Origin of the sequence: Myxococcus sp. NMCA1, assembly GCF_026810205.1 — a bacterium.
GTDB lineage: Bacteria > Myxococcota > Myxococcia > Myxococcales > Myxococcaceae > Myxococcus > Myxococcus xanthus_A.
On sequence record NZ_CP113950.1, the window covers coordinates 1,096,340 to 1,117,401 of the forward strand.

General features: G+C 69.6%; 17 protein-coding genes. 8 read left to right on the forward strand and 9 right to left on the reverse strand.

From position 1 onward, the window contains the following. Nucleotides 1-431 precede the first annotated feature (431 nt). Nucleotides 432-902, forward strand: a complete 471-nt coding sequence (locus OZ403_RS04790) for a response regulator (RefSeq protein WP_140787719.1) — start codon at nucleotides 432-434, stop codon at nucleotides 900-902. Nucleotides 903-1,062: 160 nt separating this feature from the next. Beyond that, complete coding sequence (locus tag OZ403_RS04795; RefSeq protein WP_268783588.1) at nucleotides 1,063-1,863, forward strand: glutaminyl-peptide cyclotransferase; 801 nt, start codon at nucleotides 1,063-1,065, stop codon at nucleotides 1,861-1,863. Between the two features lie 2 nt (nucleotides 1,864-1,865). Here OZ403_RS04795 and OZ403_RS04800 read toward each other — a convergent pair whose 3' ends face one another. The 6 genes from OZ403_RS04800 to OZ403_RS04825 all read right to left on the reverse strand — a co-directional run bounded on the left by OZ403_RS04800 (nucleotide 1,866) and on the right by OZ403_RS04825 (nucleotide 9,537). Beyond that, a complete protein-coding gene (locus OZ403_RS04800; RefSeq protein ID WP_268783589.1) occupies nucleotides 1,866-3,233 on the reverse strand; it encodes a sigma-54-dependent transcriptional regulator in 1,368 nt (455 codons plus the stop codon). After that, nucleotides 3,227-4,693: a sensor histidine kinase gene (locus tag OZ403_RS04805; protein WP_268783590.1), complete on the reverse strand. Its 1,467-nt coding sequence runs from the start codon at nucleotides 4,691-4,693 to the stop codon at nucleotides 3,227-3,229. Before OZ403_RS04805 ends, OZ403_RS04800 begins: the two co-directional genes overlap by 7 nt. 294 nt (nucleotides 4,694-4,987) lie before the next feature. Beyond that, nucleotides 4,988-6,553: a mucoidy inhibitor MuiA family protein gene (locus OZ403_RS04810; RefSeq protein ID WP_268783591.1), complete on the reverse strand. Its 1,566-nt coding sequence runs from the start codon at nucleotides 6,551-6,553 to the stop codon at nucleotides 4,988-4,990. A 15-nt stretch (nucleotides 6,554-6,568) separates the two neighbouring features. Beyond that, a complete protein-coding gene (locus OZ403_RS04815; RefSeq protein WP_268783592.1) occupies nucleotides 6,569-8,695 on the reverse strand; it encodes a mucoidy inhibitor MuiA family protein in 2,127 nt (708 codons plus the stop codon). Between the two features lie 36 nt (nucleotides 8,696-8,731). Beyond that, a complete protein-coding gene (locus tag OZ403_RS04820) occupies nucleotides 8,732-9,268 on the reverse strand; it encodes a metal-dependent hydrolase (RefSeq protein WP_140787729.1) in 537 nt (178 codons plus the stop codon). A gap of 35 nt (nucleotides 9,269-9,303) precedes the next feature. Beyond that, a complete protein-coding gene (locus tag OZ403_RS04825) occupies nucleotides 9,304-9,537 on the reverse strand; it encodes a hypothetical protein (RefSeq protein ID WP_140787731.1) in 234 nt (77 codons plus the stop codon). 101 nt (nucleotides 9,538-9,638) lie between these two features. On the opposite strand from OZ403_RS04825, the gene OZ403_RS04830 reads away from it, so the two are divergent. Continuing rightward, nucleotides 9,639-10,187, forward strand: coding sequence for a MarR family winged helix-turn-helix transcriptional regulator (locus tag OZ403_RS04830; RefSeq protein WP_140873335.1), 549 nt, complete (start codon nucleotides 9,639-9,641; stop codon nucleotides 10,185-10,187). Between the two features lie 62 nt (nucleotides 10,188-10,249). On the opposite strand, the gene OZ403_RS04835 is transcribed toward OZ403_RS04830, so the two are convergent. Continuing rightward, on the reverse strand, nucleotides 10,250-11,296 hold the full coding sequence (locus OZ403_RS04835; RefSeq protein ID WP_140787734.1) for a heparin lyase I family protein: 1,047 nt from the start codon (nucleotides 11,294-11,296) through the stop codon (nucleotides 10,250-10,252). Nucleotides 11,297-11,748: 452 nt separating this feature from the next. Between OZ403_RS04835 and OZ403_RS04840 the strand changes: the two genes are divergently transcribed. Then, nucleotides 11,749-14,493: a CHAT domain-containing protein gene (locus OZ403_RS04840; protein WP_268783593.1), complete on the forward strand. Its 2,745-nt coding sequence runs from the start codon at nucleotides 11,749-11,751 to the stop codon at nucleotides 14,491-14,493. Between the two features lie 27 nt (nucleotides 14,494-14,520). Here the strand turns inward: OZ403_RS04840 and OZ403_RS04845 are convergent, their stop codons facing one another. Further along, nucleotides 14,521-15,528 (reverse strand): cupin-like domain-containing protein, encoded by a 1,008-nt coding sequence (locus OZ403_RS04845; protein WP_140873339.1) that lies wholly within the window; start codon nucleotides 15,526-15,528, stop codon nucleotides 14,521-14,523. 161 nt (nucleotides 15,529-15,689) lie between these two features. On the opposite strand from OZ403_RS04845, the gene OZ403_RS04850 reads away from it, so the two are divergent. From OZ403_RS04850 to OZ403_RS04865, 4 genes are all read left to right on the forward strand, one after another. Continuing rightward, entirely contained in the window at nucleotides 15,690-15,845 is a 156-nt protein-coding gene (locus OZ403_RS04850; RefSeq protein WP_268783594.1) for a hypothetical protein, read from the forward strand. Between the two features lie 144 nt (nucleotides 15,846-15,989). Then, nucleotides 15,990-16,550: an RNA polymerase sigma factor gene (locus OZ403_RS04855; RefSeq protein WP_140787738.1), complete on the forward strand. Its 561-nt coding sequence runs from the start codon at nucleotides 15,990-15,992 to the stop codon at nucleotides 16,548-16,550. Further along, complete coding sequence (locus OZ403_RS04860; RefSeq protein WP_268783595.1) at nucleotides 16,547-17,950, forward strand: zf-HC2 domain-containing protein; 1,404 nt, start codon at nucleotides 16,547-16,549, stop codon at nucleotides 17,948-17,950. The genes OZ403_RS04855 and OZ403_RS04860 overlap by 4 nt, the downstream gene beginning before the upstream one ends. Before the next feature lie 180 nt (nucleotides 17,951-18,130). After that, complete coding sequence (locus OZ403_RS04865) at nucleotides 18,131-19,768, forward strand: acyl-CoA synthetase (RefSeq protein WP_174259984.1); 1,638 nt, start codon at nucleotides 18,131-18,133, stop codon at nucleotides 19,766-19,768. 11 nt (nucleotides 19,769-19,779) lie between these two features. Here OZ403_RS04865 and OZ403_RS04870 read toward each other — a convergent pair whose 3' ends face one another. Continuing rightward, the gene (locus tag OZ403_RS04870) at nucleotides 19,780-20,949 is read right to left on the reverse strand and encodes an acyl-CoA dehydrogenase family protein (protein WP_268783596.1); all 1,170 of its coding nucleotides are present in this window, start codon (nucleotides 20,947-20,949) and stop codon (nucleotides 19,780-19,782) included. Between the last annotated feature and the right edge of the window lie 113 nt (nucleotides 20,950-21,062).

Sequence of the window (21,062 nt, forward strand, 5' to 3'; positions counted from 1 at the left end):
AGCCACGGCCCGTGCGTGCCCCAGGTGCCCCATCATCCCGGGGCAAACTGCCCCGGCTTGGGGCATTTCTCCCCGGGGCAACGTGCCCCGCCCCAGCTTCTGGGGCGCCAGCGGGTCATACAGCGGGTGGAGGACCTGTCCGGAGGGTCCCTCACCCGGGCCGGCGCGCTGTCCGGGTGTGCCGCGCCTGTCCCAGAAGCGGAGCGCCTCCTTATATGAGCGACAGGGATTGGGGTTCCTGGCGGCCCAGGCATGGGAGGCGAGCGAGCCCCCGCGGGCCGGCTGGCGGGCGGGCAGGGGCCAACGCTCCAGGGGCCATGGCGTGGCACGGCGGATGCTCTTGCGTTGGGCGCCCGGCGCCGCCCCGTCCCGAAGCGGGGAAGGGGCCCAGGTGCCGGGCGTGCCCACCACACCACAAGGAGCAGCCATTGATGGGGCCAGACGAAGTCACGGCGGTCAGCGACGAGGTGCGGGAGTGGCCGCGGTCGACGCGTGAGTGGGTGTCGCGCCGCAGCGCTCCGCGCATCCTCCTGGGGGAGGACCAACCGGAGATGCGCAGCCTGCTGCGACGGGCACTGTCCCGGCGCGGGTATGACGTCGTGGAAGCCCCGGACGGCCCGGGGTTGGTCAAGGCGCTGGTGGACGGACTGCTCGCGCAGCAGACGCAGGTCCCCGACCTCATCGTCACCGACGTGCGCATGCCCGGCTTCTCGGGCATCGAGGTGCTGGCCCGCCTGCGCCGCGAGGGCTGGACGACGCCCGTCATCCTCATCACCGCCTTCGGCGATGCTCAGCTCCACCAGGAAGCGGAGCTGCTCGGCGCGGCACGCGTGCTCAACAAGCCCTTCGCCATGGAGGATTTGTGCGAGGCGGTGGAGACGCTGGTGCCGCCTCCGCGCTGAGCCTTCACGGCGCGCGTGCCCCCACTGTTCACCCTGTGTCGTGGGCCCGGCGCTAAATCCGATGGACGCGGTGGGACGGGTGCTTGCACCCTGACGGGCCTGGGTCCAGGCTCGCGCGGGGCGGTGGGCGTCGCACGAACCGCTTCACTCGAGGCGTCTCATGCGGATTCCATCCTCGCTGCTGTCCTTGCTCGCGCTGGGTGCGGCGTGCCATTGCAGCCCCACGAACCGGCCGGTGCCGGATGCGGGAGGCGGCGTGCAGGAACCCGTGCGGCGCGTGGCGCACATCATCCGTGAGTATCCCCACGCGACGAATGCCTTCACCCAGGGACTGGTGTTCCACCAGGGGCATCTCTTCGAGAGCACCGGGCACCAGGGGACGCTGCGGCAGCTGTCGCTGGAGAGCGCACAGCCGGTGTGGATGGAGCGCCTGGGGAACATCTTCGCGGAGGGCCTGGCCAGCGACGGCGAGCGCCTGTACCAGATTACCTGGACCGAAGGCCTGCTCTTCACCTGGAGCGGCATGCCGCCGCGGCGCGAGCGGACCACGCGCTACTCGGGGGAAGGCTGGGGCCTCTGCTACTGGGACGGGAAGCTGGTGCGCAGCGATGGCGGCACCATGCTCACCTTCCACGAGCCCGACGGCTTCGCCCTGCTGGGCGCGGTGCAGGTGAAGCTGCGCGGCCAGCCGGTGGAGCTCATCAACGAGCTGGAGTGCGCCAACGGCGTCATCTACGCCAACATCTGGCACAGCTCGGACGTGCTGGAAATCGACCCCGCCACGGGCACGGTGGTGGGCGTCATCGACGCGTCGGCGCTGACGCGCGCGGTGGCGGGGCAGGTGACCAACCCCGAGGCGGTGCTCAACGGCATCGCCGTGGAGCCAGGCTCGGGCCGCATCTTCATGACGGGCAAGCTGTGGCCCCGCATCTTCGAGGTGCGCCTGGACGCGGTGGACTGACGTCAGCCCTTGCGCGTGTCGTCGTCGCGCTCCAGCTTGCGGTACAGCGTCTTGCGGTCGACGCCCAGGATGCGCGCCGCCAGCGTGCGGCTTCCGCCCACCGCCTCCAGAACGCGGTGGATGTATCGCCTCTCCAACTGCTCCAACGTCACCAGCTCCGAGGCGTCCTGCGTCTCCGGCACCACGCGCGGCTGGCTGTAGTTGCGGACGCGCTCGGGCAGGTCGTCCACGGTGATTTCCTCGAAGGAGGTGAGCGCCACCGCGCGCTCCAGGCAGTTCTGCAGCTCGCGCACGTTGCCCGGCCAGCCGTAGGCGAGCAGCCGCTGGGCCGCCGCGGGGGACAGGCCCAGCACCCGCTTCCCGGTGCGCGAGGCGAACTGCTCGATGAAGCGCTGAGACAGGGCCAGCACGTCGTTGCCGCGCGCACGCAGCGGCGGCAGCTCCACGCCGATGACGTTGAGCCGGTAGTAGAGGTCCTCGCGGAAGCGGTCCTCCTCCACGGCCAGCTCCAGGTCGCGGTTGGTGGCGGCGACGATGCGCGCGTCGAAGGGCACCTCCGTGTCGCCGCCCACCGGGCGCACCGTGCGCTCCTGCAGGGCGCGCAGCAGCTTGGGCTGGAGGGTGAGGGGCAGCTCGCCCACCTCGTCCAGGAAGAGGGTGCCGCCGTTGGCCTGGACGAACAGGCCGGTGCGGGCGGCCTTGGCGTCGGTGAAGGCGCCCTTGGCGTGGCCGAACAGCTCGCTCTCCAGCAGGGCCTCCGGCATGGCCGCGCAGTTGATGGCGACGAAGGGCCCGTCCTTGCGGCGCCCGCGCGTGTGGACGGCCCGGGCCGCCACCTCCTTGCCGGTGCCGCTCTCGCCGGTAATCAGCACCGTGGAGTCCAGGTCCGCCACGCGGTCGATGAGCGCGTAGGCCTGCTTCATGGCGGGGCTCTCACCCACCACGGTGCCGCTGTCCTCGCGCCGGCCCAGCTCCTGGCGCAGCCTGCGCACCTCTTCCCGCAGGGCGCGGTGCTGCACGGCGCGCTCCAGCACCAGCACCAGCGCGTCCACGTCGATGGGCTTGGTGACGAAGTCGTACGCGCCGGCGCGGATGGCGGCCACCGCCGTCTCCAGGCTGCCGAAGGCCGTCACCACCACCACGGGGATGTCCGGGCGGTTGAGGGCGATGCGCTCGCACAATGCCAGGCCGTCCATGCCGGGCATGCGCAGGTCGGTGAGCACGACGTCGAAGTCCTCGGCGGCCAGCCGCACCAGGGCCTCGTCCGCGGACGGAAGCGCCACGGGCGTGAAGCCCCGGCGCGTGAGCCCCTTCTCCAACATCGCGCGCATCTCGCGCTCGTCCTCGACGACTAGGACGCGGCCTAGCATGTGTCCTCACCCCTTGGCAGGTAGATGGAGAAGCAGCTACCGCGTCCGGGCTCGCTGCGCACGGCAATCCAGCCGCCATGCTCCAGCATGAGCCCATAGGAGACAGACAGGCCCAGTCCGGTGCCCTCGCCCACGTCCTTGGTGGTGAAGAAGGGCTCGAAGACGTGGGACAGCACGTCCTCGGGGATGCCCTGGCCCTCGTCCTCCACGTCCAGGCGCACGTAGTCCGCCTCGGGCCCGCCCACGTCCGGGGGCGGGGTGCTCCGGGTGTGGGCCGCGCGCACGCGCACCGTGCCCGGCTGCTTCATGGCCTGCACGCCGTTCATCACCAGGTTGGTGAGCACCTGCTGCACCTGGCCCGCGTCCACTTCCACCGTGAGTCCCGCGGGGATGTCCGTCTCCAGCGTGACGCTGTTTCGCGCCGCCATGGAGCGCAGCAGTGACAGGGTGCGTTCGACCAGGCCCTGCACGTCTTCAGGCGCGCGGTGCGGCTTCCTCCGCCGCGCGAAGTCGAGGAGCTGACGGATGATGGCCGTCATGTGCTGGGCCTGCTGCGAGATGATTTGCGCGCACTCGCCCACTTCCTCGCCCTCCGCCTCGCCGGAGGAAATCATCTTCGCCCGGCCCATGACGACGTTGAGCGGGGTGCCCAGCTCATGCGCCACGCCGGAGGCCAGCTTGCCCACGGTGGTGAGCCGGTCCGCGTGTCGCAGGTGGTCCACGGCGGACAGGCGCGCGGCCGTCTCCGTGGCGAGGCGCGAGCGCGTCTCCTCCAGTTGCTCGCCCATGCGGTTCATGGCACCGGCCAACGTGGTGAGCTCGTCGCCGCGGCGCTGCGGGAGTGGCACGCGGGCGGTGAGGTCCCCCTCGCCGATGCGGTGGGCCAGGGACACGAGCTGGTCCACCGGCTCGCCCACCAGCCGGCGGCCCATGGCCATGGCGGCCACGATGAAGCCAATGGCCATGGCGGCGGTGGCGGCGAAGGTGCCCATGACCACGGTGTTGACGTACTTCTGCTGTTCGCCCAGCGACTCGGTGATTTCGATGGCGCCCAGCCGGCCGCCGATGAGCACCGGCGTGTACGAATGCAGCAGGCCGGGGTCCACGGCGGGGTCCACCATGGAGCCGTCCTTGCCCTGGAGCAGGGTCGCGAGCAGGCGCGGTGGGAAGCCGGTGAGGGCCGGGGTGCCGGGGCCGCCATCCAGCCACACCCAGCGCAGGTGGACCTGCTCCTGGAAGCGGTTGGCCTGGTGGAGCAGGGTGAGCGCCTCGCGCTCCCCGGCCAACTGCCACGCCTTGCCGATGGAGCCAGCGAGCGTGTGGCCGAGCAGCCGGTGGTCATGCTGCATGTCCAGGGCGGAGCGCTCGAGCTCGCGGCGGACCTGGACGTACTGCAAGCCCGCCATGACGGCGATGGCGAGCAGGACGAGGGCGAGGGTGAACTTGCGGGCGAGTCTCACGGGCGGTTCGAAAGAGGCTGCTCCGGTCCGTGCGCCTCGAGGGGGAGGGAGCGCACGGACCGGAGGTGGGTTCTCACAACGTACCGCGAGTGCTGCAACAAGGAAGGCGGTGTTTGCCGCACGAGCCCTCGCCGGCTGTCGGGACGGGCGGGCCGTACTTCCTTGGGCTCACGCAAAGCATCCGCTGTGCCAACGGATGGGATGCGTTGTCTCACTCGGGGATTCGTGTGCCGTGTCCCGCCCTGGACGGGGCAGATTGCCTCGGTGAGGGGCAGGATGCCCCAGCGCCCCTTGTCAAAGCCCCTTCGTTTCGTAGCTGGATGGGGCGTCGACGTGGAAGGCGAAGTCCAGGGTGCGTTTTTCGCCCGGGGCCAGTTTCACCTTCCAGGTCGCGATGCCGTCGCTGGACTGGAGCGTGTAGCCGGCGGTTGTCTCGGGCTCCAGGGCCACCTTCACGTCCTCCAGCTCAGACACGGGGAAGTGCTCGGAGAGCTCCACTTCTTCCGGGTGCGCGCGGAGGTTGTTCAGCGTGAACTGGTAGGCGTACCGGAAGCGCTGCGTGTCCTTGAACAGGCCCTTGGGGCGCTGGAGTTCCTCCACCACGCGGCGCTCCACGCGCAGGCCTTCCTCCACGCCGAAGGTCAGCTCGAAGGGGGCGCCTTGCGCCACGTGTTCCAGTGTCTGTCGCCCGATGAAGCCTGTCCCCCGGTAGAGGTCCACATCACCTGGCAGCAGCGGGAACGCGGCGGCGTTGCTCAAGCGGGCCACGCGGAAGACGACGGGGTGCAGCTTGGGGATGGTGCGCCAGTGGAACGCGGCCTTGAGCCGGGTCTGCGCCACCTGTATCCGCACGGCATGGCCATCGCCGGGGATGCTCACTCGCGCTTGTGCCGCGAACTGCACGGACAGACCCTGGGGGACGGCTTCGAGTCCCTTCGAGACCGTCGCCGTGGCGGTGCCGCCAGCGTTGGCGTGCTGTGGCTGCTCGTCGCGGCGCACAAGCACCTGACGCTCCTTCGGCCGTTCTTCCGCCAGGACATACAGCGGCTGGATTCCTGGAAGGGTGGCGTCCCGCTGCGGCTGCGCGGTGGACAGCACCAGCTTCGCGTCCGACCAGTCCTCTCCGGTGGATTGGCGCACCGTGGCCAGCGTCGTCAACTCCACCGTCCGGGTACTGTCGTTCGCACGAGCCTCGTAGGAGGGCGTCCAGCTGGCGTTCCCCATCAGGTACGTCAGCGCCACGCGGGCCCGGGTGCCTCGGGGGCAGGAGAGTCGCACCTCGACGTGGCGCTCTCGTTGTTCGGAGGCGGTTCGGAGTTTCTCCAGTTCGGTGTCTACCTCGGCGAGCTGTTTCTCCATCGCGCGCTGTCTGGCCATGGCGTCCTGGCCCTCGGTCATCGCGCGCCGCCTCACGGCCATGGCCGAGTCGAAGGCGGCCGCCCACGCGCGCGTGTCGGGCTTCGCGTTCGTCATCTCATGGGTGACGCGGTACACGGCGACGTCTGTGTATCCGCTCGCGAGTGTCTGGAGGTCGTTCGCTCGCGCCGCCGCGTCGCCCAGGGCGGCCCGCTCACGCAGCAGTGCGTCTCGGCGTGCCTCCAGCCGGGTGCGCTCTTCGCGATGGGCGTCCTCGCGCGAGTGTTCATCGGTGATGAGCCCTTCCACCGTGGCACTGTCGGCGTGGGCCCGGAGGCTGTCTGCCACGGCGGAGAGGGGAACGGCCTCGAATCGGGCACGTGTGGGACCTGTGCAGGTCACGGTCTCTTCCCGCGTGACCTGCGCACGGTCCGGATACACCACGACAGTAGACACCTTGGCGGCCGCGACGAGCGCCCACAGCGTCAGAGGTAGGGCAGGCATGGTTCGGTCCTCGGGCTAGTTCTGGTACCTCTGGTACAGACGCCAGCCCTTGGGGCGGCTCAGGGTGTATTGGAAGGAGACGGTGGACTTGCTGGACGGTGGCACCACCACGTCCCACTGGAGCTTTCCCGTTCCCTTGTCGAACTGGGGAGAGGGCCCGGCACGGACCAGCGCCACCTCCACTTTGCCGTCTTTGTTGAGCGGAAGCTGGTCCACCACGCTCACTGCCAGGGGGAAGGGGTAGGGATTGGGAACCTCGATGGTGACTTCGTACGTGCCCACCTCATCCTTGGAGATGAAGCCTTTCTCCGACTCGACGAGCCGTACGTCCCGGGCGCTGCGTACCGCGCGGTCGATGCCCAGTGGCAGGGTGAAGGACTCCCCGGGAACGATGGTTGTCAGCGTTGCGGTTCCGGCCGGGTCGGCGCCCACGAAGAGCGATGCATCCCCCCCTGGAAACACGTTCCGGGATGGGCCCTGAAGCGTTGCGACGAGGTACGTGTTCGGCGAGAGCGCAGGGAATATCTTGCGCTCCACCTGCACGGGCCAGGACTCGGAGACCAGCGGGAGGCTGCGTTCCCCCTTGTTGCTGAGGAGGGTTTCCGGGTGCTGTGAGGAGAAGGTGAGGTTGTAGCCTCCCGCAGCAGCGACTGGCGACTCCGGGGCGAAGATGGGGGGGCGCCAGCCAGGCGGTGGGGTCAGTGACATCGACCGCTGAATGGAGCCGTCCCGATTGGCGACCGGGATCCGCTTGATGAACTCCTGATCGATGTTGACGCCCATGGTCGTGGACCCGACGTCGATGGTGGGCGGGCGGCCAACAATTTCAATGGCTTCGTTTAGAGAGTCGGGAAGCAGCTCCGCATTGACTCGTAGTGTGCGGCTCGAGCGGAGCTGGATGGAGTTGCGGGCATAGGGCTTGTACCCCTCACGCTCGTACCGCACGGTGTAGGCGCCGGAGGGGAGCCTGGGGAGGAGGTACTCACCCTTGGCGTCCGTCACCGTCACGTGCTCCGCCTCACTTGATGAGGAGGTCGCGGTGACGACCACATCGGAGAGCGTTTGCCGGGACTGGGCGTCGATGATGGTACCCCGGATGGCCCCCAGTCCTCCTTGTTCGCGTTGCGCGGTGACCTGCGGCTTCGAGGCTGCGGGCTGTGTCAGGCCCCGCTCTCCGGCAAGTCGCAGCAACTGCGAGCGCAGCATTTCCTCGGCTGAGGCCGTGGTCTGGGACGGGGTGTTCGAAGCGTCCGGCGCGGGTTGAACGGACTCTTCATGAGGACGCGGCGTGGGAATGAATCGCTCCCGAATGCCCAGCTTCCAGGTGCTCAGTTTGGGCAACTCCATGGCGTTGGCGGGCAGGGCGGTGCTGAGCGTGAGCCGTGCGCTCTCCCAATCCTCGCCCGTCTCCTGGCTCACGCGGCCGTAGAAGGCCATCTGCATCCGCTGCGTCTCGGGTTGGAACTGCAACTCATAGTGGGGATACCAGCGGGCACTGGTGGCGAGGTACGTCAGCGCCACCTCCGTGGCGCCTTTGCCTGTGAGCGTGGCGGTCACTTCGACACCGGGCTCGCCGAACGTCTTGCCCAACATCGTGGCGCGCTCCTTGTACTGCTGCTGTTCCTTCTGGAGCGTCGCGGATTGCGCCTCCAGTTCTCGCATCCGGGCCTCCATCCGGGCCACGTTGTCCACGAGGAAGGACACTGCGGCGTTCCAGGTGGTGGGCGGAGTCTGGGCGCGCGCGGCTTCGCTGTCGGACTGCGCCGAGGGACGAACCCGCCGGAGCGCTTCAATCTGCGCATGGTGGACGTTTCGTTCAGCCGTGATGCGAGCGAGCGCCGCGTCAATTTCCTCCATGCTCGCGATGAGCTTCCGGGCTTCGTCATGGGAGAAGGACTCTCCCTTCACGATGCGCACGTCGACGTGGGACACCTCCGCGCCCTCGGCTTCGACGCGGATGGAGTCCGTATCCACGTTCTTGGGCAGCTGGGGAAACGTCACTCGCCGCGAGCCGGAAACCGTGAGGCTGCCGGAGCGAACCACCTGCGCCTGGTCGCTGTAGACCGTGACAGACGTGACGGGCGCATCGAGCGTCGCCCCCAACACGCCCACGGCCATCAACCCGAGTCCGAGGATGAGCATGCGTCCATGCTGGCGATGGACGCATGGACAATCACGTCATGGTTCCCGCACGAAATCCTCACGGAGGAACCGGCGCCGGAGCGTGCGCGTGACTTCCGCGTCCCACCGGGCGGAGAACACCTCCACGAAGGTGCGGCGGAAGCGCAGCGCGCACGCCAGGCACAGCAGCGTGGTGAGCAGCCCGATGACCGCGTTCTGCCAGGAGGCCAGATTCCACTGCCCCTCCCAGAACCACTCCCGCATGCTCGTGGGCCAGTAATAGTAGATGGGCCAGCCCGGGCCGCTGCCCGCGAGGTCGCAAAGCAGGTGCAGGTGGAAGGCGAAAAGGGACAGCGCCGCGACCCGCAACCGCTGGCGCGCCAGCGCCGCGCAGACCACCGCTGTCACAATGGCACCCACGTACCCGTGGAAGATGACATGGTGGTACCTGACGTAATACGCCTCGCCCGCGAGCAGCGTGAGCCCATCCAGGTCCGGTGCCAGTCCTGCGCAGGTGACGAGGATGCGGTCTCTGCGCTCACGCAGGCCCTGCGCCGCGAGCCAGGCCAGCTCGGCATGGACGATGGGATTCATGGTCGCCGCAGCCTATGCGACGACCGTGCCGCGCTTCACCCCACCACGGGCGCGCGCCGGGGCGTGCCGAGCAGCTCCAGCGTGCGCATCGCCACGTCCACCAGGGAGGAGGCACACGGGTGGCAGCCTCCACCGCAGCAGCCCGGCCATTCACCCTCCGGGTCGCGCAGCAGGGGATACACGCAGCCCCGCAGCGAGTCCGGCAAGCCGACCTCCTCGCACGCGCGGCGCAGGGCCGTCTGCACGGCCGCGTCCTTCACATCCAGCACGCACCGTTCATAACGCCCGGGCCAGCAGGCGCCAGCCCCCGGTGCAGGGCGTGCCCTTTCTAATTGCCTAAAATCATTAGGGGCCTTACGAGGCCTGTGCCGTGCCTACTCGACCTCCCACTTCCCCGACGCCCGCGGCGGTGCCGCGCTACGAGCGGCTCCGGCGCCTGGCGCTGCGCTTCCCCGAACTCGACGCGAGCGCCATCGAGACGTGCATCACCTTGCTGCGGGCTTCGCACGACTTGTCGGGGGCCTATGAGGCGCACCTGGGTCGTCACGGGCTGTCGATGGGGCGCTTCATGGTGCTGGTCCGACTGCTCACCACCGAGGACGACGACGTGGAGCGCGTGAGTGGGCTCACGCCCGCGGACCTGGCGGAGAGCTCCGGCGTCAGCCGGGCCACGATGACGGGGCTGCTGGACACGCTGGAGAAGGACAACCTCATCTCCCGCGAGGACCATCCGGAGGACCGCCGCATGTACACGGTGCGCCTCACGTCCAAGGCCCGACATCTCATCGAAAGCGTGTTGCCGGACCACTACCGGCGGATTTCCGCGTTGATGGCGCCCTTGAGCGAAGAGGAGCGCACGACGTTGCGGACGTTGCTGGCCAAGGTCACCTCAGGGCTCCCCCTGCTCAAGGAGCCCTGACTCACGACCTTGCCGCGTGGGGCCCGCCGTATCACCGACAAGCCCCGCGATGACGAGGCCGCTCAGCGCTTCGCGTGGGCGCGCGCCTGGGCGGGCTTGCGGCGGCGGGCGAACAGCGCGGCGAAGGAGAGCAGGCCCACGGCGGCCGTGATGGGCACACCCGCCGTTCCGCCGCCGGAGGCATTGCAGCCCCGAGCTCCGTCGGAGCCCAGCGGACTCTCCCCGGAGAGGATGTCCTCGGGGGTGGTGACGCCCCAGCGGGTCTGCGGCTGCGTGTCGGGCGTCCGGACGATGGGCCCGTCGGGGAGCTCCTCGGACGGCGCGTCCTCACCCGGCTGCTCAGGCGCGGGGATGGTGGGCTCGGGCACTGGTGCGGGGGGCGCGGGGGCCGGCTCCGGTGTCGGCGGCATGACCTCCTCCAGCGTCGAGGCCATGGTGAAACCGTCGTGGTACACGCTGGCCTCGGGACGGATGGCGTCGTCGCGGTACAGGCCCAGCTTCAGGTAGTTCATCTCCTTGCCGAACTGCGTCGCGACATAGGTCTTCGGCACGACGACCTCGTTGTTGTGCCAGAGCTGGACGAAGCCCGTCTTCGCGTTGGGCGACCACTTCACCTGCAACACGAAGTCGCTCCAGTCACCGCGCTTGAGCGGGGCCGTCCACAGCACCTTGCCCTTCACGCCACCCACGCGCATGTGCATCTCTTCGCCGCGCACGTAGAACTCCAGCGGCGGCGAGCCGCAGCAGCCCTCCTGGTGCCACTGCGCGAAGACCTGCCAGCTGTCGTCGAGCGGGTAGTTGGCGGGAAAGAGGGTGCTCCACTTGTAGTACCAGGTGGAGTCCGCCTTCTCCTGGCTGATGTAGAGCAATTCATTGCGATTGCCGCTGGCGTTGATGGGGTCATCACCCTGGCGCACCGTGGCCTTCAGCGCATAGCGGCCCTCGCGGACCACATCCGTCACCACCTGGAGACGGCTGTTGGAGACGCTCTGACTGCGCGTCCACTGCGAGGTATTGCCCGTCTCGAAGTCGCCTTTCCACACCACGTCCGCGGAGGCGAACGAGGGAATCAGAGACACCAGGGCGGCGAGTCGAAGCAGTTGCGTCAAGCGAGGTCCTTTCGTTCCAGGTTGGCGCAGTGGGACACTCAGGCGGACGTGCTACTTCCCGCTCGTGCCCTCTCGTAAAACCCTCGGGCGGGCGTGGGCCCGCCGTCTCAAGTGCGGGGCGAGCCAGCGTGCGGGCTCCTGGCGTCATGCCGGCTTGGGACAGTCCGGAGGCAGTGATTCCGGAGGGATGCGCGGAGGACCTGCACTCAAGGTTTTCGGCGCAAGCCGTCTCCAGGTCAGGCCGCCTGGTTCACGGCCTGACCACCCGGCGAATCGTGGGCGGGCAGTAGGGGAGGTGGGTTGGAAAAAGCGGGAGAAATGCCGCGGGTGGCAATGAGCCAGGCGTCTGTTTCTGGTCGCCCGGCCTCCGCCGGAAGTCGGTGGGGAACGGTGGATGGTGTACAACGCGGTAGTTGGGCGGCTGCTTGGGGGATGGCGCCCGAGGGGGCAGTATGTTGAAGCCGGCGTACGACAAAGTCCTGGTCCTGGCGCTGGCCACGCCCGTCTTGGTGCTGACCGTCCTTCTTGCCCGCACGCCCTCCAAGGGCAGCGGCGCACCTGTATCAGCGCAGTTCTGGGCGGAGCGGCGCTCCGCGTCACGCATCGAGGCCCGGCTCACGCACCCCGAAGCGGACCGCTACCGGCCACGCATGTCGGCGGGCGGCTGCCCCGTTACTCCCGAACCCATCCCACTGCGAGACCTCGCCCGGCTGGAGGAAGCGGGCGACCTGTCCGGTATCGCCTCCGCGTATGCCCTTCAGGGCGAGTGGAACCAGGCGGCCTCGTTCCTGGAGCGCATGCCCGCCTCTCCGGACCGCGACAGTGATTTGGCCGCGGTGTACCTCGCCCGCGGCTCGCATGAGCAGGCCTTGCGGTTGCTGGACGGCGTGCTGAAGGCGCAGCCGAAGCATGCGCAGGCCATGTGGAACCGCGCGCTGGTGCTCCAGGCGATGGGGCTCACGATGAAGGCGGCGGACACCTTCGAACAGGTGGCGCTGATGGGTGAGTCGGGCTGGAGCCGCGAGGCGAAGGCCAACGCCCGCGAGCAACGCGACGCCACGATGGAGCGCGCCCGCCGGTGGAAGGAAGCGCGCGCGGCCACGCTGGCGCTGGTGGATGACCCTCAGGCACCTCTTCCGCTGGAGGCGGCCCGCAAGGACCCTGGCATCGTCCGGCAGGCCTTCTATGAAGTGGTCCGCGCGGCGCCGTCGAAGGAGCGCGTCCTGGCCCTGCTGCCCCTGGCGCAGGAGCTGGACCGCGGTCACGGCGGCACCGCGCTGACGGACTACGTCAAGCGGGTGAGCGGCCGGAACTTCACGCGCCGCGGCGTGCTGTCGCGCGAGTACGCGTCGCTGGTGCGCGGCAAGCTGAACCAGCCGGACAAGCTGCTGGAGCGGGTGCTGGCGTCGGGAGAGGACGACCTCTTCCTGGGCACGGCCCAGCACACGCGGGCCACGCGCCGCATGTTTTCGCAGGTGGTGGAGCGGGCGAAGCGCCAGAACGACCCCTGGTTCAACCTCTACATCGAGCGTGAGGAGGCCATCCGCGAGACGGCCGAGGGCCAGTGGTGGAAGGCCGAGCAGCGCATCTTCAACGCGCTCCAGCGCTGCCGCGAGGGCGGCCTGTCCGCGCGCTGCGTGGACCTGGAGCTGCGCCTGGGCATCCTCTACGCCGACCTCCAGCGCCTCACCGAGGGCGAGCAGCATGCCCGCACCGCCTGGGCCTGGGCGCGCCAGCTCCGGGAATGGGACATGGAGTTCACCGCCCTGGAGGCGCTGGCCGCCATCACCCGCTCACGCGGGGACTTCGCCAGCTCGCGTGCCTATGTGGAGGAGTGGTCCGCCCGCGGGCACGACAACTGCGTCTGGCCCCGGGAGAACCTGGCCCACACGTACTACCTGGACAACCGCATGGACGACGCGCGCCGCGAGGTGGACGCGAACGCCGCCTGCGAGAAGGAGCCGCTGAGCCTGCTGTTCGCCGTCAACCTCGCGGAGCTGTCGCGCACCCGGCCGAAGCCTGGGGACGAGGCGTTGCTGCGGCAGGCCCTCACGTGGGCCGACCACAGCAACCCCATGCCCAGCGACGCGGTGTATGCCCGTTACGTGGAGGGCCGCTTCCTGCTGGATTCCGATAGAGCCCGGGGGCTGGCGCTGCTGCGGCAGACCATCACCGAGGCGGAGGCGTTGCCTCGGGGAGATTCACTGGCGCGCGAGGCCTGGGCGCTGAGCTATTCGTCGCTCGTCACGGACGCGGGCAAGGCGGGCGAGTACGCCCAGGCGCTGGAGTTGATGGCCGCGCAGCTCGGCACGCCCGTGCCTCAGCGCTGCGCCCTGGCGGCGGCGGTGCATGGCGAGCGCACGGTGCTGGTGGCGCGCGGGACGCAAGGCCAGGTGCTGGGCCACTACGAGACGGATCGGCAGGGGCCATTCAGCCGCGCGGACACCTCGCGGCTGGTGCCGGATCGGCTGCGTGAGGTGTTGCGTGGCTGCGAGCGCGTGGACGTGCTCGCCTGGCCGCCTGTCTTCGGCCGCACGGACCTGTTGCCCCCGGAGGTGCCCTGGAGCTTCCGGCTCGGCCGCACGGCCCAGCCGCGCACCGCGCCCAACGCCCGGCGGCTCGTCGTCTCCAGTGTGGATGCGCCCGCGCTGCTCCAACTGCCGCGGCTTCCTCCGTGGCTGCCTTCCCAGGACCCGGAGGCGGTGCCGCTGCAGGTGCTGTCCGGCTCGGACGCCACGCCCGCGCGCGTGCTGGCGGACATGCGGGACGCCACCGAAATCGAAATCCACGCCCACGGCATCATGGACCCGGCGCTCTCGGATGCGTCGCTGGTGGTGCTGTCCCCGGAGACGAGCGGCCGCTACGCGCTCACCGCGGACGTGGTGCGGCAGCAGAAGCTCACGGGGGCGCCCATGGTGTTCCTGGCGGCGTGCAGCGCCGGCCGCGCGGCGAGCACCACCACCAGCCACGAGCCCTTCAGCCTGCCCGCGGCCTTCATCGACGCGGGCGCGCGGGCGGTACTGGCCTCCACGGTGGACATCCCGGATGCCGCCGGCCGCTTCTTCGATGGGGTCCGGCGCCGCATCCGCGAAGGCGCCGCGCCGGCGGTGGCGCTGCGGGACGAGCGTCAGCGCTGGTTGGAGCGGGACAGCCGTGCCGGGTGGACCCGGCACGTCATCCTCGTGGAGTCATATTGAGTGCAGGCGGCCGCGCGGTGCGGCCGTCTACTGCGGAGTCCTCAGGTGCGTGTTGCCTCCCGGGAGCTGGAAATGATGGAACGTGACAGTGGCGCTCACGTCCAGTGCGCGCACCCAGTGCCACCACCCCACGGGCAGGAAGAGCAGCTCGCCCGGCTCCACCACGCCCTCCAGGACGGTGGCCTCGCCGTAGAGCGGGAAGCTCGCCGCGTCCGGGCTCGCCGCGTCCACGGAGCTGAAGGTGCCATGGCGCGGGTAGACGAGGTGGCGCTGGAAGGACGGCACCAGCCGCACGTGCTTGCGGCCCATCACCTGGCCCAGCAGCACGTTCATGTTGTCGTGGTGGAGCGGGGTGACGGTGCCCGGTGGGCCCAGCAGCAGCGTCGTCATGTCGGGACGCAGCTCCGGGTCGATGATGCCGGCGGGCGCGCGGATGTCCTCGCGCAGCCGGGCCAGTCCGTCGCGCTTCCAGTTCTCGTTGCGCGGCACCATGTAGAAGTCGTTCGTCTCGCCGCCCGTCTCCACCCGCTGGACGTAGTCGCGCAGCTTCACCACCTGGCGGTGTTTGTCGGGCTGCGAGGCATGGTCCGGGTTGGTGTCGCGCCCGGACATGATTTCCACCTCCACGTCCCCGAAGCGCTCCCGGAAGTCCGCGAGCGACCAGCGGCGCATCGCCGGCCAGTCCTCCATGAAGCCTTGCAGCACCACCGGCTGGTGACCGAAGTAGTAGCGGGTGAAGAACTCCTCCGGGCTCACCCCTCGGCGCTTCTCCAGCGTCACCGCGCCGGACTGGCGGTGCAGCTCCGCGTAGAGGTCCGCCAGCGCCTCCAGCCACTCGTAGCGTCGGCCAATCCGCCGCGCCGCCACCACGTAGGGGTGCGCCTGTGCCGCGGCGATTTCCCGCTGCGCCAGCGAAGCCTCCACGCCCGCATCCACGAGCACCCGCTGCGCGTCCTCCGCGCTCACGCCCAGGGCGAGGTTCTCCGCCAGCCAGGTGTGCCACTCCAATGCCAGGCGCGAATCTTCCCTGTTCATTCAGAACTCCGTGAATTCCATGTCGCGAGTTGCCCCGTCAGATGCGCGGGGTTGGCGCGTGTCATGATAAGGACTGTACGTGTTGCCGTATCATCCATGTCTAGCTTTCAGACCATCCCCATCGCGAGGTGCGAGCGCTCATGACGCCCGTCGAATCCCTTATGGCCGGTAGCTTGGATTCCGAGTCCGGTGAAGCCCATGTCAAGAACACCTACGTCAACTGCGACACGGCCAGCGTCGCCCCGCGCAAGCGGCTCCCGCTGCCGCCGCCAGCAGTTCCTCCCCTGGCCGGGCCGGAGCATCCGAGCGCCAGCTAGGCCCGCTGATCTCCAGGCCCGGGCGGGGATTTTCACCCTCCCGGGCATTTTTCTGCCCGGGGCCTTCTTTTTTTCTTCTCAAGGATTGGGCCGCTGCGCGTCTTTGACTGGGTAACGCGCAGGCGCGCATGTGAGTGGGGCTGAATGTCCAACCTCTTCAACCGGGAACGGAGGCGCTTCGAAGCGTTCATCCGTCAGCATCGGCCCAGCCTTCTGGGGCTGGCCCGCCGGTTGTGTGCCCGCTCCAGCCTGGAGCCGGAGGACCTCGTCCAGGAGACCTTCGAGCGGGCGATGCCGGAGTTCGAGCATCTGAAGGACCGGACGGACTCCGCGGCGGCTGCGTGGCTGTGTACGACGATGACGAACCGCTTCCTGGACTATTGCCGCCGCCAGCGGACGGAGTCCCGGGGGATGCCACACCTGGCGCTGGTCCAGGACTTGGCGCTGTCACCGGAGGAGACCCAGGAGAACTGGGAGCTGGTGAGCACCGACGCCTTCCAGAAGGCCATCGAGCGGCTGAAGCCTCACCTGCGTGACGCCTACCGCCTGCACGCGGAGGGCAAGCGCTACAACGCCATCGCCGAGCATTTCAATGTTCCCGTGGGCACCGTGGGCAGCTGGCTCACCCTGGCCCGTAGGGATTTGAAGGAACTGCTGCTGCCCCAGGTGGCGGTAGCCCGGGAGCAGGGGGCCACGAGCTCATGACGACGCCATGCACCAATCTGCACCTCTTCGTGGACGGAGAGCTGTCCGCTCCCGACGCGGAGGTCTTCCGCCAGCACCTGGGACGTTGTCCTGAATGCGAGGCGGGGCTGAGGGACCTGCTTCAATTGGAGCTGCTGGCCTCCCGCGCCCTGGGTGGTAGCGCCAGCGCCGCCGAGCCGCCGCCCGCGAAGGTGACGCCGCTGCGGCCGTGGATGCAGCGGATGTCCCGCACGGTGGTGCCGGTGGCGTTGGCGGCGGGGCTGGCGGCGGTGGGCGTGTTCCGTCTCCAGGCGCAGCCAGAGGCCCCCACCGACGTGTGGCTGGCGGGCGCGGACGTGCGGACCTTGGAGGCGCGGCTCAGCCACCCGATGGCGGACCGCTTCCTGCCCTACGAGCCGATGCGCGGCACGTCCGGCGCCGCGAACCCGCTGCCGCTGCGTCCCCTGGCGGAGCTGGAGGAGCAGCAGGACTTCCGGGGCATCGCCGCCGCCTATGCGCTGCGCGGGGACTGGCAGCAGGCGGAGTCCTTCCTGGCGCGGGCACCGGCCTCGGCGGACCGGGACAATGACCGCGCGGTGGTGGCCCTCAGCGGTCAGCGGTGGGAAGAGGCGCTGAACCTGCTCGGTGGCGCGCTGCGCCAGGAGCCGCGGCATGCGCAGGCACTGTGGAACCGGGGGCTGGCGCTGCGGGGACTGGGCCTGCTGAAGCAGGCGGAGGCGTCGTTCCGCGACGTCGCGTCGCTGCCGGGCCAGGCGGCGGGCTGGAAGGTGGCCGCGGAGAAGCGCGCGGACGAGATGCGCGCGCTGCGTGACGCGGAGGCCGCGCGGTGGCAGCGCCTGGTGCGGGAGACGTGGACGCAGCTCACCGAGAAGACGGCGGATGCGGCGTACCTGGTACGGCAGCAGCCCGCGGTGACGCGTGCGGCTCTCTATGAAGCGGTGCGTACGGCCACTTCGGCGGACGCGGTGGCCTCGCTGTTGCCGCTCGCCGCGGCGTTGGACCAGTTGGGTGAAGGCACGGTGCTCCAGGACTACGTCCGGGATGCGGCGTCCCGCGACTTCAAGGTGCGTGCGCCGCTGGCGGAGGACTATGCGCGGCTGGTGAAGGGGGCGGTGGTTCCCGGTCTGCTGGAGCGGCTGCGCGTCTCCCAGGAGACGGACCTGTACGTCGGCGCGCTGCTCCTCACGGGCGAGGCCGCCCGGGATGCGGAGTCGCTCAAGGCCCTGCAGCGCTATGCCCATGGCTCCAGGGACCCGTGGCTCAACCTGCTGGCCGAGCGTGAGCGGGCCCGGAGCGAGGAGGCGTCCGGCCGCGCGGCCAACGCCGAGCACCTGCTGCTGGCCACGCTCCGCACGTGTGGTGCCTACAACACGCTCTTCCCGTGCGCTGAAATCAACTGAGCGCTCGCTTCGGATGACGTCGCGCGGAGGCCGGCCTGCGACAGGGCCGGCCTCTTGCTTTTGTGGGCTTCGTGCAGGCGCGTGTCTGGCACCGGGCGAACGCGGGACTCGTGAAGGACGCCCCTGGCGTGTCGTGGCAGGCTCTGGCGGTTGGTTTCTTTCGCCCAGGAGTCGGCCGCCATGCCCCTGTCACCCCCTCGGAACATGAAGGACTACGAGGCCACCCGCCGGGACTTTCGCTGGGAGCGGCCCGAGCACTTCAACTTCGCGGCCGACGTCAGCGACCGGCACGCCGCCGAGCGCCCGGAGGCGCTGGCCCTGCTGTGGTCCGACGAAGCCGGGCAGGAGCGGCGCTTCACGTGGGAGGACTTGCGGCGGCGCTCGCTGCACGCGTCCCGCTTCCTGACGGAGCAGGGGCTTCGCCGGGGGGACCGGGTCTTCATCATGATGCCGCGCGTGCCGGAGTGGTGGTTCCTGGTGCTGGGCTGCATTCGCGCGGGCATCGTCTTCATGCCGGGCACGCCCATGCTCACGCCGAAGGACATCCGTTACCGGTTGGAGGTGGCGGAGGCCCAGGCGGTGATTGCGGACGTGAGCTGCCTGGAGCGCTTCGACGGCCTGGTGGGGGCGGCGGGCAAGGTCCGCACCTGGGTGTCGGTGGGCGAGGGCGCGCCGTCGCCGTGGGTGCGCTACGTGTCCGGTGTGGCGGAAGCGGGCGCGGGCGCGGCCTTCGAGCCCACACGCGCGGATGCGCCGCTGCTCATCTACTTCACGTCCGGCACCACGGGCATGCCGAAGATGGTGCTGCACACGCAGGCCAGCTACGGGCAGGGGCACGTGATTACCGGCCGCTACTGGCTGGACCTGACGCCGGAGGACCGGCACCTGACGCTCAGCGACACCGGCTGGGCCAAGTGCGCGTGGGGCAAGCTCTTCGGCCCGTGGAGCCAGGGTGCGTGCAACGTCGTCTATGACTTCCGTGGCCGCTTCGAGCCCGCGAAGCTGCTGAAGGTGCTGGAGACGCAAAAGGTCACCACCTTCTGCGCGCCGCCCACCGCGTGGCGGGCGCTGGTGCTCCAGGACTTGAAGGCCTTCGACATGTCCTCGCTGCGGCACACGGTGAGCGCGGGCGAGCCGCTCAATCCGGAAGTCATCGACACGTGGAAGGACGCCACCGGGCTGCACATCCATGAGGGATACGGGCAGACGGAGACGGTGATGATTGTGGGCATGTTCCCATCGATGGCGCCGCGCGTGGGTTCCATGGGCAAGCCGTCCCCGGGCTTCACGGTGAGCGTCATCGACGACCAGGGCCAGGAGGTGGCGGACGGGCAGGAGGGGGACATCGCGGTGCGCGTGGCGCCCGAGCGGCCCGTGGGGTTGTTCCAGGGCTATCTCGGGGACGACGCGGCCAACGCGGCGTGCCGGCGTGGCGACTGGTACGTGACGGGAGACCGGGCCGTGCGCGACGCGGACGGCTACTTCTGGTTCGTGGGACGCGCGGATGATGTCATCAAGACGTCGGGCTACCGCGTGGGGCCCTTCGAGGTGGAGTCCGCGCTGCTGGAGCACGACGCGGTGGCGGAGTCGGCCGTCATCGGTGTGCCGGACGAGAAGATTGGCCAGCGGGTGAAGGCCTTCGTGGTGCTGGCGCCGGGGCATACGGCATCCCCGGCGCTCGCGCAGGCGTTGCAGGAGCACGTGAAGCGGACGACGGCGCCCTACAAGTACCCGCGTGAAATCGAGTTCGTCACCGAGCTGCCCAAGACGGTGAGCGGGAAGATTCGCCGCGCGGAGCTGCGCGCCACGCGGACGTAGCGGGCGCGCCGTCAGGCTTCGAAGAGGACGGGGAAGCCCAGGAGCGCGCTGCCCTCCTGGGTGAACCAGCCCTCCGCCACGGCCGCGTGCTGGGTGAGGGTGTGGATGTCGCGGAAACGGCGCTGGAGTGATGCGCCATCGCGCACGGACGTGGCGCCGCCCGCGTGGTAGCAGGCCGTCACGACCTCGGCGGCTGTCTCCACGGCCCACGTCAGGGTGGAGGACACCTGCGGCGCGAGGGCGAAGGCCTTCATCGGGGACTGCTGGCAGGCGTCCCAGAACACCTCGCCCATGCGGCGGAGGGCGTCGTGAGCGGCGCGGGCGCCCGTCTCCGCGCGTCCCAGCCGGTTGCGGAACACGGGGGAGTCCACGAGCGAGGTGCGCGCATACAGCCGGCGCTTGCCCGAGCGGGCCAGGGTGAGCAGGTCGTCCACCGCGCCCTGGGCGATGCCCACCGCCACCGCGCCGATGTGCATGGCGTAGTGCAGCACCGGCACCACGAAGTTGGCGCCCGGCACGGAGGGCTGGCCGGTGAAGATGTCGAAGGTGCGTTGCTGGGGGACGAAGGCGTCGATGGCGATGTCGTGGCTGCCGGTGCCGCGCAGGCCGAGCACGTCCCAGTGCTCGATGATGCGGACCTCGCTGGCGGGGAGCAGCATGGCGCGCGTCTCGGGCAGGCCCTCGGCGGGGCCAGCGCGGGGCTTGCCGTCTGGGCCCAGGACGACACAGTTGCCGAACAGCCATTCACTCTGGCGGCAGCCGGTGGCGAAGTTCCAGTGGCCGGTGACGCGGTAGCCGCCGTCCACCTGCACGGCCTTGCCCTGGGCATTGAAGGCGCCGCCCACGGTGGCATTGGGCCCGGCGGCGTAGACGGCGTCGAACTCCTCGCGGAGGAGGAGGGCGAAGAGTTGGGGGCTCTCCGAGGCAATCATCATCGTCCAGGCGGTGGAGGCGTCCGCGCGGGCCAGCTCGGAGAGGACGTCCAGCCCGGTGACAAGATTCAGCTCCAGCCCGCCATGGCTGCGAGGGACAAGCATCCGGTAGACGCCGATGTCCTTCAGCGTGGCGATGACGTCCAGGGGGAGCTGCCGTGCCTGCTCAATCTCCCCGCTGCGAGCGGAGAGGGCAGGGGCCAACTCACGTACCGCATGCAGCAGGTTCGCTCCGGCATCCAGCGTCATGGTCGAGGCTCCGGAAAGAGAGCTTCAAAGATGCCTGATGCTCGATGTCTGTGAAAGGTGCAGTGCGCTAATCGTTTCAAGTCCTGCTCGCCAGGGCATTGCATGAGCAGGAA

What these genes read in the sequence shown, in the direction of transcription:
- OZ403_RS04790 (WP_140787719.1), top strand. Translation starts at nt 432, where the DNA reads ATGGGGCCAGACGAAGTCACGGCGGTCAGCGACGAGGTGCGGGAGTGG.
- OZ403_RS04795 (WP_268783588.1), top strand. Translation starts at nt 1,063, where the DNA reads ATGCGGATTCCATCCTCGCTGCTGTCCTTGCTCGCGCTGGGTGCGGCG.
- OZ403_RS04800 (WP_268783589.1), bottom strand. Translation starts at nt 3,233, where the DNA reads ATGCTAGGCCGCGTCCTAGTCGTCGAGGACGAGCGCGAGATGCGCGCG.
- OZ403_RS04810 (WP_268783591.1), bottom strand. Translation starts at nt 6,553, where the DNA reads ATGCCTGCCCTACCTCTGACGCTGTGGGCGCTCGTCGCGGCCGCCAAG.
- OZ403_RS04815 (WP_268783592.1), bottom strand. Translation starts at nt 8,695, where the DNA reads ATGCTCATCCTCGGACTCGGGTTGATGGCCGTGGGCGTGTTGGGGGCG.
- OZ403_RS04820 (WP_140787729.1), bottom strand. Translation starts at nt 9,268, where the DNA reads ATGAATCCCATCGTCCATGCCGAGCTGGCCTGGCTCGCGGCGCAGGGC.
- OZ403_RS04840 (WP_268783593.1), top strand. Translation starts at nt 11,749, where the DNA reads ATGTTGAAGCCGGCGTACGACAAAGTCCTGGTCCTGGCGCTGGCCACG.
- OZ403_RS04845 (WP_140873339.1), bottom strand. Translation starts at nt 15,528, where the DNA reads ATGAACAGGGAAGATTCGCGCCTGGCATTGGAGTGGCACACCTGGCTG.
- OZ403_RS04850 (WP_268783594.1), top strand. Translation starts at nt 15,690, where the DNA reads ATGGCCGGTAGCTTGGATTCCGAGTCCGGTGAAGCCCATGTCAAGAAC.
- OZ403_RS04855 (WP_140787738.1), top strand. Translation starts at nt 15,990, where the DNA reads ATGTCCAACCTCTTCAACCGGGAACGGAGGCGCTTCGAAGCGTTCATC.
- OZ403_RS04860 (WP_268783595.1), top strand. Translation starts at nt 16,547, where the DNA reads ATGACGACGCCATGCACCAATCTGCACCTCTTCGTGGACGGAGAGCTG.
- OZ403_RS04865 (WP_174259984.1), top strand. Translation starts at nt 18,131, where the DNA reads ATGCCCCTGTCACCCCCTCGGAACATGAAGGACTACGAGGCCACCCGC.
- OZ403_RS04870 (WP_268783596.1), bottom strand. Translation starts at nt 20,949, where the DNA reads ATGACGCTGGATGCCGGAGCGAACCTGCTGCATGCGGTACGTGAGTTG.